This window comes from Telluria sp. AIW5, from assembly GCF_056680575.1.
On record NZ_CM155289.1, the window covers coordinates 94359 to 107239 of the forward strand.

The 12881-nt window shown below is 60.9% G+C and carries 8 protein-coding genes and 2 rRNA genes; 7 read left to right on the forward strand and 3 right to left on the reverse strand.

Annotated elements, in window-relative coordinates:
- Positions 1-50 precede the first annotated feature (50 nt).
- Entirely contained in the window at positions 51-2861 is a 2811-nt protein-coding gene (locus AC1MEM_RS00440; protein WP_499474745.1) for a M16 family metallopeptidase, read from the reverse strand.
- Positions 2862-3361: 500 nt separating this feature from the next.
- On the opposite strand from AC1MEM_RS00440, the gene AC1MEM_RS00445 reads away from it, so the two are divergent.
- The 7 genes from AC1MEM_RS00445 (at position 3362) to AC1MEM_RS00475 (ending at position 9432) form a co-directional block, all read left to right on the forward strand.
- Complete coding sequence (locus AC1MEM_RS00445) at positions 3362-3697, forward strand: hypothetical protein (RefSeq protein ID WP_499474746.1); 336 nt, start codon at positions 3362-3364, stop codon at positions 3695-3697.
- 329 nt (positions 3698-4026) lie between these two features.
- Positions 4027-4539, forward strand: a complete 513-nt coding sequence (locus tag AC1MEM_RS00450) for an adenine phosphoribosyltransferase (RefSeq protein ID WP_499474747.1) — start codon at positions 4027-4029, stop codon at positions 4537-4539.
- 110 nt (positions 4540-4649) lie between these two features.
- Positions 4650-6167, forward strand: coding sequence for a YifB family Mg chelatase-like AAA ATPase (locus tag AC1MEM_RS00455; RefSeq protein WP_499474748.1), 1518 nt, complete (start codon positions 4650-4652; stop codon positions 6165-6167).
- Between the two features lie 51 nt (positions 6168-6218).
- A complete protein-coding gene (locus AC1MEM_RS00460; RefSeq protein WP_499474749.1) occupies positions 6219-6734 on the forward strand; it encodes a hypothetical protein in 516 nt (171 codons plus the stop codon).
- Positions 6734-7465: an ABC transporter ATP-binding protein gene (locus tag AC1MEM_RS00465; protein ID WP_499474750.1), complete on the forward strand. Its 732-nt coding sequence runs from the start codon at positions 6734-6736 to the stop codon at positions 7463-7465. The genes AC1MEM_RS00460 and AC1MEM_RS00465 overlap by 1 nt, the downstream gene beginning before the upstream one ends.
- On the forward strand, positions 7462-9012 hold the full coding sequence (locus AC1MEM_RS00470) for a putative ABC transporter permease subunit (protein ID WP_499474751.1): 1551 nt from the start codon (positions 7462-7464) through the stop codon (positions 9010-9012). The genes AC1MEM_RS00465 and AC1MEM_RS00470 overlap by 4 nt, the downstream gene beginning before the upstream one ends.
- Positions 9013-9087: 75 nt before the next feature.
- Positions 9088-9432 (forward strand): DUF1840 domain-containing protein, encoded by a 345-nt coding sequence (locus AC1MEM_RS00475; protein ID WP_499474752.1) that lies wholly within the window; start codon positions 9088-9090, stop codon positions 9430-9432.
- 196 nt (positions 9433-9628) lie between these two features.
- On the opposite strand, the gene rrf is transcribed toward AC1MEM_RS00475, so the two are convergent.
- Together rrf and AC1MEM_RS00485 are read right to left on the reverse strand one after the other, a co-directional pair.
- Positions 9629-9741, reverse strand: a 5S ribosomal RNA gene (gene rrf, locus AC1MEM_RS00480).
- 126 nt (positions 9742-9867) lie between these two features.
- Positions 9868-12743 (reverse strand): 23S ribosomal RNA (locus AC1MEM_RS00485).
- Positions 12744-12881 lie beyond the last annotated feature (138 nt).

Genomic DNA, 12881 nt, shown 5'->3' on the forward strand with positions numbered 1-12881 from the left:
ACGGCGTTACCCGGGTCACCGGGCGTTTTTCATGAGAAGCATGGCGGCCCTTACTTGACGCCGCTGCTTTCTTTCGCCTTGGCGAAGTCGCCCGCCGCAACAAACGAGATGGCAGCCGGCTTGATGAACTCGCGCATGGCACTGTTCACCTGTGCGAGCGTCAGCTTGCGCACCCGGTCTTCGATGGCGCCATCGAAGGCCATCGTGCGGTCCAGCGTCAGGTACTCGGACAGGGCGTCTGCCAGCGCCTCGTCGGAAGTGCGCGAGACTTCCTCGCCCTGCAGCCAGCCCTTTTTCGCCTCCGCCAGTTCGGCTTCGGTGAAACCCTCGGCCACTGCACGCTCCATCTCTTCGCGCAGGACCGCTTCCACCTTCGCCGTGTTCTGCGGGGCGCTCATCGCGTAGGCCAGCCAGAAGCCGGCGGGGTCGCGCATCGGGACCGAGAGCTGGGTGCCGACGCCGTACGACAGGCCTTCCTTCTGGCGAATGCGGTCCGCCAGGCGCGAACGCAGTGCGCCGCCACCGAGCATGTAGTTCGCCATCAGCAGCGCAGGATAGGCCTGCGCATCGTCCTTCAGGGGCACCGGGTGCACCGCCAGCAGCATGCTGCTGGCCTTGTCCGGGGTTTCAAGCGCCAGCTTCTGGCCCGCGACCGGCTTGATGGCGGAAGGCACGCGCACATATTTCTGCTGCGCGTGCCAGCTGCCGTACAGGCGCTCGACCTGCGCCTTGAGCGCGGCCGGATCGAAGTCGCCGACAGCGGCGAAGGTGGCGTTGTCCGCGCCGTAGAAGGCGGCGTGGAAGGCTTTCACTTCCTCGACCGTCTCCGCTTTCTGCGCGGCCAGCTTCTCCTGCAGCGTCATCGCATGCTTGACGTGGCCTTCCGGCGTCGTGTCGAGCAGGCGGAAGAGCGCGACGCTGGCTTGCGGATCCGGTTCCGGAATCGACTGTTCGGTCGCATTCACGTTCGCGCGCTGGAACTCGCCGAATTCGCTCGGCGCATAGGCCGGCTTCCTGAGTACTTCGGCCATCAGGTCCATCACTGCCGGCAGGTTCTCGCGCGTCGTGGTCACCGCCGCAGTGACGCCTTCGGCGCCGCCCGAGATGCGAACCTGCGCCTTGAGCTTGTCGAACAGGTCTTTTACCTGCTGGCGCGATTTGTCCTGGGTGCCGTAGCTCAGCAGGCCCGCCGCGAAGCTGCCAGCGGTCGCCTTGTTGCGCAGCGCTTCTTCGCTACCGAAGCGCAGCCGGATCGTCGCAGTGACCAGGTTGCCCTTGGTCGTCTTCGGCAGCAGTGCGCCTTTCAAACCGTTGGCCAGCTTGAAGCGCTGGGTGCGCGATTCGATGTTGGCCGGGCTCGGGTCGAAGACCTCGCCCTGGGCCACGACCGCCCGGCCCTTGTAGTCCCTGACCATGGCGGCGATATCGGCCACGCCCGGCACATTGGCGCGGTCCGGGGTGTCGGTCGGCACGAACACGCCGAGCGTGCGGTTCGAGGCCTTGAGGTATTTCTCGGCAGCTGCCTGCACGGCCTTCGCATCGACCTTTTCGACCTGGTCGCGGTTCACGAAGAACAGGCGCCAGTCGCCCGCCGCCATGGCTTCCGTCAGGCCGATCGTCAGGCGTGCGCTGTCGTTCATCGCCAGTTCGATGTTCTTGGCGATGGCCTGCTTCGCGCGCGCCACTTCTTCTTCGGTCACGGGATTGGACTTCAGGTCTTCCAGCACCTTGAGCAGGGCTTCCTGGGCCGGCGCCAGCGGCTGGTCCTTCGGCACCACCGCACCGAAGATGCGGTAGCCAGGCTCGAGGTTGCTGACCGCGCTCACATCGAGGCGGGTCGCCAGCCTGGTTTCCACCAGGGCCTTGTGCAGGCGGCCCGATGGCGCGTCGGCCAGCACGCGGCCCAGGACCTGCAGCGCGGCCGCATCCGGGTGTCCGCTCGGCGCAACGTGATAACCGGCGCCGACGAACTGGGTGCCGCCGCTGCGGCGCACGGTCACGGAACGTTCGCCATCCTGTACCGGCTCGGCCGTGTAGGTGGGCTGGATCACGCGCGCTGGTTTCGGGATCTTGCCGAACAGGGTATTCACCTGCGGCAATACCTTGGCTTCGTCGAAGCGGCCGGCAACGATCAGGACCGCGTTATCGGGCTGGTAGTAATTCTTGTAGAAAGCGCGCAGGCGCGGGACGTTGACCTGTTCGATGTCGGACCGTGCGCCGATGGTCGACTTGCCGTAGTTATGCCAATCGTAGGCGACCGCCTGCAGGCGCTCGGTCGTGACACCGATCGGATCGCTCTCGCCGATCTCGAATTCGTTGCGCACGACCGTCATTTCGCCCTTGTTGGTCTTCGTGTTCCACAGGTCGTCCTGCGAAATCGGCGAGTTGATCATGCGGTCGGCTTCGAGCGCCAGCATGGTACTCAGGTTGGCGTCGCTCGCCGGGAAGGTCGCATAATAATTGGTGCGGTCGTACCAGGTGGTGCCGTTGAAGTCGGCGCCCAGTCCGTTGAGGATTTCGACCGGATTTTTAGTCCCCTTCCTGACGCCGAAATTGGCGGTCGGCTTGAACAGCAGGTGTTCCAGCAGGTGCGCCATGCCGGTCTCGCCATAGTTCTCGTGGCGCGAACCGACCATATAAATCATATTGGTCGTCAGCGTCGGTTTGGACGCATCCGGAAACAGCAGGACCCGCAAGCCGTTGGCGAGGCGGTATTCGGTAATGCCTTCGACGGACGTGACCTTCGCAGGGGTGTGTTGAGTGGCGGACCTGGCCCTGGCAGGCGCGGCCGGGATCTTGTCTGCAGCGAACACCGGCGACAGGATGCCGGCACTGATCATGAGCGCAACGAGAACTTTCACGTCTTTATATCCCCATATATTCATAGTTGAACGAACAAAAACGGTGTATCCAACCGCTCCTGCCCCATAGCACAACAAAACTGCACCGGTCGGTGATTTATGCAAAAACGCGGTCCATCGCATTCCCCAATTTGATCTACAACAATGGAGCGGGCCTTGCTTAAAGTCAATACCAAAATGAAATCGATTCAAAGGGAATAAATTAAACCATTCGGCGATGCGATTTGGCGACATACGGGAAATGCATGCATATGTGTGGAAGGTATCTCACCAAAAACCACGATATTAGGTTTATGTGGATTCGCAATCCAGTTTGAATGGCGTCGATATTGGATATTCCCTGCCCTGCTTATCGGGCATTCCTGGTGTGCAGCATCCGGTTCTGCTGGGCCGGCCGGCGCGGCGTGCCCGTCCCCGTTCCGCGCTCGGTTGGCAAGGCTCAAGGGCGCGCCCGCGCGAGGGCGCACCATCGTGCGAGTCCAACATTCGCCAGCGGTGCCATGCGTCTCGCCGTCTTGCGCAGCTGCGCCCTCGCCGGCACGGAAGCCCCGCCGCCAGCGTCCTCTGCCGTCGTTCCTGGTCTCATATGGCTTGGAACGAAGCTTGCAGAGAAGGGCATCGACCTTGCGCTCGTTGAAGCCGCGAATTACATTGTGGCGAAGCTGTGCCCGAAGCAAGAAGCCAAACAGTTAATGGATATCACAATTTCACTGCCGGGCGGCACAAAGGTGCGCGTTGATCCACCCGATGGGCGTGCCACCATTACGATCACCTTCCCCGATGAGAAAACCGTCTCGCTCAATTACAAAAATAATGATGAGCAAGCTACTGGCTAAGAGCGTCGAACAAACACCGTCAGGGCAAGGCGCAGCGCCAATACTAAGGTAGGGCGAGGCGCTGCAACGCGGCCATGGCGCTTTTGTCAGGCGCTCTAAAGGCTTAATGCAAGCGAGCGCCCGGCCCCCAAGGACGTGGCGCTCGCCCGTCGGATCTCGAACTGCCACTCGTCAGTGCCTTTACCATGGGCCAGCGTGCGGCGCCGAATAAGAAAGAAGAGCACGCTGCAATCAGGCGCTGATGCGGCAAGGGCCGCGCAGCCTTTGCGCAGACCTGCGATAATCTCGTCCCCCCGCATTCGCTTCACCCACACGACCATATACTTCACATGAATGATTTCGACAGCGTTCCGCTGGAATTTTTTCAGGATTACCCGCAACCGGGTGTCAATTTTATCGATGTCGGTTGCATTTTCGATCATCCTGACCGTTGGCGCCTCGCCATCGATACCTTGCACGCGGAGACCGAGGGGTTGCACTTCGACTTCATCCTAGCCATGGACGCGCGGGGATTCATGATCGCGGGCGCCCTTGCCCTCGAACACAAGGTCGGCTTCGCCATGGCGCGCAAGGCGGGCAAATTGCCCGGCAAGGCGATCAGCATCGATTACCAGCGCGAATATGGAAGCGCGACCATCGAGATCCAGCCGGAGCGCATCAAGGGCCAGCGCGTGCTGATCGTCGATGACGTACTGGCCACCGGCGGCACCATCGAAGCGGCAGCGTCCCTGCTGCGCCAACTTGGAAAAGAGGTCGTCGGTGCGGCGGCCCTGTTCGATATCGCTTTCTTCAAGGAAAAGCGCACGCTGACGATGCCAGTCGTGACCTTGCGCGACGTCTGAAACTCCCTACAGGCACCTGAACCTGGAGACGATGCAGGCTTGGGTGCGCTCAACAAGTGGACTCCGAAGCGGTGCCACCATCCTGCGAGTCCTCACCCACCAGGAACCCCATGAGCCTCGCCGTTCTACGCAGCCGCGCCCTGTCCGGCATGGAAGCGCCCGCCGTCAGCGTCGAAGTTCATCTTGCCAACGGTTTGCCCGCGCTCACGATCGTCGGTTTGCCCGATGCCGAGGTGCGCGAAGCGAAAGACCGGGTGCGCGCGGCCTTGCAGAATGTCGGCTTCGAGATGCCGTCGCGGCGCATTACCGTCAACCTGGCGCCGGCCGACCTGCCCAAGGAATCGGGCCGCTTCGACTTGCCGATCGCGCTCGGCATCCTGGCGGCGTCGGGACAGATTCCCGCAAAGGAACTGGACCGCTACGAGTTTGCGGGAGAGTTGTCGCTTTCCGGACAATTGCGTCCGGTACGCGGCGCACTGGCAATGACCTTTGCCATCGGGCGCGCGGGCGCGGACAAACGGCGCGCCTTTATCCTGCCCAAAGGGAATGCCGACGAAGCCGCGCTGGTGTCCGACGCGGCCATCTATCCGGCCGATACGCTCTTGCAGGTGTGCGCCCACTTCGCGGCGACGGACGATTCTGGGCGGCTGGATCGTTATCGCAACGAGCGGCCAGGCCAGCCGGTGCGCTATCCCGACTTTACCGACGTGAAAGGCCAGCAGCATGCCAAGCGGGCGCTGGAGATCGCCGCGGCCGGCAATCATTCGCTCTTGCTGATGGGGCCGCCGGGTGCAGGTAAAAGCATGCTGGCTTCGCGCTTTCCGGGTTTATTGCCGCCGATGACGGACGAGGAAGCGCTGGAAGCGGCGGCGGTGCAATCGCTGAACGGCAGCTTTTCGGCGGAACGCTGGCGCGTGCGTCCGTTTCGCAGCCCCCACCATACGAGCTCGGGCGTGGCGCTGGTCGGTGGCGGTGGTGTCCCCCGTCCGGGCGAAGTCTCGCTGGCACACTGCGGCGTGTTGTTTCTCGACGAACTTCCCGAATTCGACCGCAAGGTGCTGGAGGTATTGCGCCAGCCGCTCGAGTCCGGCCGCATCACGATCTCGCGGGCCGCGCACCAGGCCGAGTTCCCGGCACGCTTCCAGCTGATCGCCGCGATGAATCCCTGCCCTTGCGGATGGCAAGGGCACCCGTCGGGCAAGTGCCACTGTACCAATGAGAGCACGCTGCGCTACCGCGACCGCATTTCCGGTCCCTTGCTCGACCGTATCGACATGCAGATCGAGGTGAACGCGATGTCGCCCGAGGCCATGAGCGCGCGTGCCGACGGCGAGAGCACCGCAAGCATTGCCGCGCGGGTGGCGTGTGCCCATGCGCTGCAGCTGGAGCGCCAGGGCAAGCCGAACCAGCGCCTGACCACGCACGAGATCGAACGCCATTGCGCGCTCGATCCGCTGAGCGAGCGTACGCTGCGCTCGGCCATGTCGCTGATGAACTGGTCGGCACGGGCTTACCACCGTGTGCTGAAGGTGGCCCGCACCATCGCCGACCTGGCCGGTACGTCCGCCATCGAGGGGCCGCACATGGCGGAAGCGGTGCAATACCGGCGCGGGCTGCAGGAGCGCTAGGCTTCCATGGCCGAGGTGGCGCAGGGACCGCCGCCCTGCTACCATCGGCCCATGCAAAAACGATCATTTCCCGCCCTCGCCCTTGCCGCCGCGCTGCTGCTTTCCGCTTGCAACCCGACCTATAACTGGCGCGACTACAGCAGTCCGGAGGCGCCCTACCGGATCATGTTCCCGGCCAAGCCGGCGACGCACACGCGCAGCGTCGACCTGGACGGCGTGCGGGTGGACATGACGATGACGGCGGCGGAGGTCGAAGGCGTCATGTTCGCGGTCGGGACCGGCGAGGCGCAGGATCCGGCCCAGGCCCGGGCTGCGCTCGCTGCCATGAAGACGGCGCTGGTGCGCAATATCGACGCCAGGGTCGAGCGCGAAAGCACGGCCGCGGCCGGTGCGGACAGCGCCATCGACATCGACGCGGCCGGCAATGCAAATGGCCAGCCGATGAAGCTGCGCGGCCATTTCACGGCCCACGGCAAGCGCTTCTACCAGGTGATCGTGATGGGCAAGGCGAATGCGGTGGCCTCAGAGCACGCCGACCAGTTCATTTCTTCATTTACCTTGCTGTGATGCTTGAAACGCCTGCGCTGGCGCTCACCGGGCTGAGCAAGCACTTCGGCCGCCCGGCAGTCGACGGCCTCGATCTCACCGTCGCGCGTGGCGAATTTTATGCACTGCTGGGGCCGAACGGCGCCGGCAAGACCACCACCTTGCGCATGGTCGCCGGCCTGCTGGCGCCGGATGCGGGGCGGATCGAAGTGCTGGGCGTCGATCTCGCTGCCGACCCGGCGGCGGCCAAGCGCAGGATCGCGTATTTGCCGGACGACCCGATGCTGTATGGGAAGCTCAAACCGGTCGAGTACCTGGAATTCGTCGCCGGCCTGTGGGGCATCGACGGCAAGGCGGCGGAGCCGCGCGCACGCGAACTGCTTGCATGGCTGGACCTGGAGAAGCACGCCCACGAGCTGACCGAGGGCTTTTCGCGCGGCATGAAGCAAAAGCTGGCACTGGCCGGCGCGCTGATCCACGACCCCGAACTGCTGATCCTGGACGAACCGCTGACCGGCCTGGACGCGGGCGCCGCACGCCAGGTCAAGGACCTGCTGCTGTCGCATGTCGCCAGGGGCGGCACGGTGATCCTGACGACTCACATCCTGGAAGTGGCCGAGCGCCTGGCGCAACGCATCGGCATCATCCAGCATGGCCGCCTGATTGCCCAAGGCACGCTCGACGAATTGCGCGTGGCCACGCCCGGCGCAACCCTGGAGGAAATGTTCCTGCGCCTGACGGGACCCGCGTGAAACTGCAGCCCGGCAGTGCGCCCTGGCTGCTGCGCCATGAGCTGAGGCTGTTCTGGTTCAGCCTGGCCAGCGGAAAGGCCGGTGCGCCACGCCGGCCGAAGTGGCGTGCGATCGGCGGCGCCCTGCTCATCTGGCTGGGCCTGCATGCCCTCGTCTTCGCCCTGCTGCATGCCATGGGCCCGGCCGCCGGACTGGCGCCGCGCCAGTTCCTGGCTGCGGTCACCGCGATCCTGCTGGCGACCTTCCTCTTCATGCTGTCGAGTGCGCTTAAAAGCAGCGTCGAAACGCTGTTCGACCGGGGCGACATGGACTTGCTGTTGTCGTCGCCACTGCCTTCGCGCAGTGTCTTTACGGTGAAACTGGCCGGCATGGCCTTCGGCGTCGCCGCCTTGTACCTGTTCTTCCTGGCGCCCTTTGCCCACGTCGGCCTGTTGCTGGGGCAACTGCGCTGGCTGGCGCTGTATCCGGTCCTGTTCGCGATGGCGGTGCTGGCGGCATCGATGGCGATGCTGCTCACCCTGGCGCTGGTGCGCCTGCTCGGCGCGCGCCGTACCCGCGTCGTCGCCCAGGTCGTCGGCGCACTGGCGGGCGCCTTGCTGTTCCTGCTGTCGCAGGCCGGCAGCCTGCTCTCGCAAGGCGATGGCCCGGCGCCGACGGCGATCGCACGCGTGATGGCGTCGGTGCAGACCCTGGACGCAAGCAGCGTGCTGTTCCTGCCGGCACGTGCCGCGCTTGGCGAAGGCCGCGCCGTCGCCATCGTCGCGGGCCTGGGCTTGCTTGCCGCCCTGCTGACGGTACGCTTGGCCCACCGTTTTTTTGTGCGAGGCCTGCAACAGGCGGCCGGGAGCGAACGGGCGGTACGCCGCTCCGGCCAGGTGCGCTACCGTTTCGATCGCAGCCTGGCGCAGCTTGTCATCGTCAAGGAATGGCGCCTGATGTGGCGCGATCCGCACCTGGTCTCGCAAGTATTGCTGCAGCTGCTGTACTTGCTGCCGCTGTGCCTGATCGTGTTTCGAAAAAACGAGCTGCAACTGCCCGCCGTTGCGGGCGGCCTGACGATGCTGTGCGGTTCGCTGAGCGCCTCGCTGTCGTGGATTATCCTGTTGGCGGAAGATGCGCCCGACCTGCTGCAGACCGCGCCCGCGAAGGCTGCGACAGTGCGCATGGCGAAGCTGGCGGCTGCGGTCGCTCCGGTGCTTGGGCTGGTGGCCCTCCCCTTGCTCTGGCTGACGCTGCGCGCGCCGCCTGCCGGCGTGCTGACGACGGTGACCGTCTGCGGCGCGGTGCTCAGCACTGCATTGATTAATCTGTGGACCGGCCGGCCTGCGGCGCGGGGCGAATTCAAGAACCGCGCACAGCGCAGTGTCGCGACGCGCCTGTTCGAACTGTCGAGCCTGCTGGCATGGGCGGGATTGGCTGTACTGCTGCCGCGCGTGCTGGGCGGCGCGCCACTTGGCACCGCCCTTGCCGCAGGCCTGGGGGCGGCAGCGACCGTCGCGCTGGGCACGCTGCCGCTGGCCTGGTTGCTGCGGCACCGTGTCCGCTAGGGGCGTGCGCGGGGGTGACCGCAGGGGGCACTCGTGTTATCGTTTAGTTACGACGAAAAACACGAGAAACGCACTATGTTAATCACTTTCAAATGCAAGGCTTATCAAGACGTAATGATGTACCAGGACCACGCCAAGCGCATCCTGGACCTGCTCCACAAGGAGCCGGAAATCGGCGTCATTACCTCGGCGGAAGCCGGACGTGCCGTCGAGCTGCTCGAGCACGAAATCGAAGAGAGCCGCAAGCACCCGCCGACCGACGTGGTCGAGCAGGATATCAAGGCGCATCGCGGCGATGACGACGACGATCCGGATCACGAGCAGGCGCAGATGGTCAGCTTCTCGACGCGCGCTTACCCCTTGCTCGAGATGCTGCGCGCGGCACGTGACCACGGCTGCGACATCCTCTGGGGTGTCTGAGCCTGGATCCGGCCCGGTGAAGTGAAGCGGTCTCTCTGTGCCGGCATGGCCGTGGGGACCGTTCAGGAAAAAGAGAAAGCCCGTCAGCACCGCTGGCGGGCTTTTTTCTTTATCGAGCGGGCGAATAAGCTTATCGGGTGTACAAAGCGAAAAACCCCGCCGAGCATCAGCTCAACGGGGTTTTTCTATATAACTAGCCTGACGATAACCTACTTTCACACTGGTTGCAGCACTATCATCGGCGCAAAGTCGTTTCACGGTCCTGTTCGGGATGGGAAGGGGTGGGACCGACTTGCTATGGTCATCAGGCATAACTTGTACGAGCGGCGTTCCCTAATGGGCAACGTGCTCAGAATCTGGAGGAAGTAAAGTTTCGGGTAGTGTGAATCAACAAACAGCACACTGTATTCGAATTCTATGACCTGCTAAGGTTATAGGGACAAGCCGTACGGGCAATTAGTACTGGTTAGCTTAATGCATTACTGCACTTCCACACCCAGCCTATCAACGTCCTGGTCTCGAACGACCCTTCAAGGAGCTCAAGGCTCCGGGAAATCTCATCTCAAGGCAAGTTTCCCGCTTAGATGCTTTCAGCGGTTATCTCTTCCGAACTTAGCTACCCGGCAATGCCACTGGCGTGACAACCGGTACACCAGAGGTTCGTCCACTCCGGTCCTCTCGTACTAGGAGCAGCCCCCTTCAAATTTCCAACGCCCACGGCAGATAGGGACCAAACTGTCTCACGACGTTTTAAACCCAGCTCACGTACCACTTTAAATGGCGAACAGCCATACCCTTGGGACCGGCTACAGCCCCAGGATGTGATGAGCCGACATCGAGGTGCCAAACTCCCCCGTCGATATGAACTCTTGGGAGGAATCAGCCTGTTATCCCCAGAGTACCTTTTATCCGTTGAGCGATGGCCCTTCCATACAGAACCACCGGATCACTATGTCCTACTTTCGTACCTGCTCGACTTGTCGGTCTCGCAGTTAAGCACGCTTATGCCATTGCACTATTAGCACGATGTCCGACCGTACCTAGCGTACCTTCGAACTCCTCCGTTACACTTTAGGAGGAGACCGCCCCAGTCAAACTGCCTACCATGCACTGTCCCCGATCCGGATAACGGACCAAGGTTAGAACCTCAAACAAACCAGGGTGGTATTTCAAGGATGGCTCCACGAGAACTGGCGTCCCCGCTTCAAAGCCTCCCACCTATCCTACACAGATTGGTTCAAAGTCCAATGCAAAGCTACAGTAAAGGTTCATGGGGTCTTTCCGTCTAGCCGCGGGTAGATTGCATCATCACAAACATTTCAACTTCGCTGAGTCTCGGGAGGAGACAGTGTGGCCATCGTTACGCCATTCGTGCAGGTCGGAACTTACCCGACAAGGAATTTCGCTACCTTAGGACCGTTATAGTTACGGCCGCCGTTTACTGGGACTTCAATCAAGAGCTTGCACCCCATCATTTAATCTTCCAGCACCGGGCAGGCGTCACACCCTATACGTCCACTTTCGTGTTTGCAGAGTGCTGTGTTTTTATTAAACAGTCGCAGCCACCAGTTTATTGCAACCCGTTCATCCTTCCACAGTAAAGTGGTCAAACTACAAGGGCGTACCTTTTCCCGAAGTTACGGTACCAATTTGCCGAGTTCCTTCTCCCGAGTTCTCTCAAGCGCCTTAGAATACTCATCTCGCCCACCTGTGTCGGTTTGCGGTACGGTCTCGTATGACTGAAGCTTAGAGGCTTTTCTTGGAACCACTTCCGATTGCTTCGCAGCACAAGGCCGCTCGTCCCACTCCCTTGAATTACGTACCCGGATTTGCCTAAGTACCTTCTATGAAGCAGAAACTGACTATTCCAACAGTCAGACAACCTTCCGCGATCCGTCCCCCCATCGCATCATACGACGGTGCAGGAATATTAACCTGCTTCCCATCAGCTACGCATCTCTGCCTCGCCTTAGGGGCCGACTCACCCTGCTCCGATGAACGTTGAACAGGAAACCTTGGGCTTACGGCGTGGAGGCTTTTCACCCCCATTATCGCTACTCATGTCAGCATTCGCACTTCTGATACCTCCAGCATCCTTCACAAGACACCTTCGCAGGCTTACAGAACGCTCTCCTACCATATCCAATAAAGGATATCCGCAGCTTCGGTGACTGGCTTAGCCCCGTTACATCTTCCGCGCAGGACGACTCGATCAGTGAGCTATTACGCTTTCTTTAAATGATGGCTGCTTCTAAGCCAACATCCTGACTGTTTTAGCCTTCCCACTTCGTTTTCCACTTAGCCAATCTTTGGGACCTTAGCTGGCGGTCTGGGTTGTTTCCCTCTTGACGCCGGACGTTAGCACCCGACGTCTGTCTCCCAAGCTCGCACTCATCGGTATTCGGAGTTTGCAATGGTTTGGTAAGTCGCAATGACCCCCTAGCCATAACAGTGCTCTACCCCCGATGGTGATACTTGAGGCACTACCTAAATAGTTTTCGGAGAGAACCAGCTATTTCCAAGTTTGTTTAGCCTTTCACCCCTACCCACAGCTCATCCCCTAATTTTTCAACATTAGTGGGTTCGGACCTCCAGGGCGTGTTACCGCACCTTCATCCTGGCCATGGGTAGATCACTTGGTTTCGGGTCTACACCCAGCGACTGTCGCCCTGTTCGGACTCGATTTCTCTACGGCTCCCCTATTCGGTTAACCTCGCCACTGAATGTAAGTCGCTGACCCATTATACAAAAGGTACGCCGTCACGGAACAAGTCCGCTCCGACTGTTTGTATGCACACGGTTTCAGGATCTATTTCACTCCCCTCCCGGGGTTCTTTTCGCCTTTCCCTCACGGTACTGGTTCACTATCGGTCGATTACGAGTATTTAGCCTTGGAGGATGGTCCCCCCATGTTCAGACAGGATTTCTCGTGTCCCGCCCTACTTGTCGTACGCTTAGTATCACCGTTTGAATTTCGTGTAAGGGGCTATCACCCTCTATGGCCAACATTTCCAGGTTGTTCCACTATCCAATCGACTATCACGTACAGGCTCTTCCCATTTCGCTCGCCACTACTTTGGGAATCTCGGTTGATTTCTTTTCCTGCAGCTACTTAGATGTTTCAGTTCGCCGCGTTCGCTTTGCATGCCTATGTATTCAGCATGCAATGACCTAAAAGGCCGGGTTTCCCCATTCGGAAATCTGCGGATCAAAGTGTGTTTGCTCACTCCCCGCAGCTTATCGCAAGCTACTACGTCCTTCATCGCCTGTAATCGCCAAGGCATCCACCATGTGCACTTATTCGCTTGTCCCTATAACGTTAGCTCCTGGCGACTAACCAGGAAGCGGTCATAGAAATAAGAGTACAGCTTGTTGCATGTTTGTTGATTTGTTACTACCCTAAGTGTTCGCTACATCATTGCTGACGCATCGAACGCTTAAAAAAACTT

What these genes read in the sequence shown, in the direction of transcription:
- AC1MEM_RS00475 (WP_499474752.1), top strand. Translation starts at nt 9,088, where the DNA reads ATGTTAATCACTTTCAAATGCAAGGCTTATCAAGACGTAATGATGTAC.
- AC1MEM_RS00455 (WP_499474748.1), top strand. Translation starts at nt 4,650, where the DNA reads ATGAGCCTCGCCGTTCTACGCAGCCGCGCCCTGTCCGGCATGGAAGCG.
- AC1MEM_RS00450 (WP_499474747.1), top strand. Translation starts at nt 4,027, where the DNA reads ATGAATGATTTCGACAGCGTTCCGCTGGAATTTTTTCAGGATTACCCG.
- AC1MEM_RS00445 (WP_499474746.1), top strand. Translation starts at nt 3,362, where the DNA reads ATGCGTCTCGCCGTCTTGCGCAGCTGCGCCCTCGCCGGCACGGAAGCC.
- AC1MEM_RS00465 (WP_499474750.1), top strand. Translation starts at nt 6,734, where the DNA reads ATGCTTGAAACGCCTGCGCTGGCGCTCACCGGGCTGAGCAAGCACTTC.
- AC1MEM_RS00460 (WP_499474749.1), top strand. Translation starts at nt 6,219, where the DNA reads ATGCAAAAACGATCATTTCCCGCCCTCGCCCTTGCCGCCGCGCTGCTG.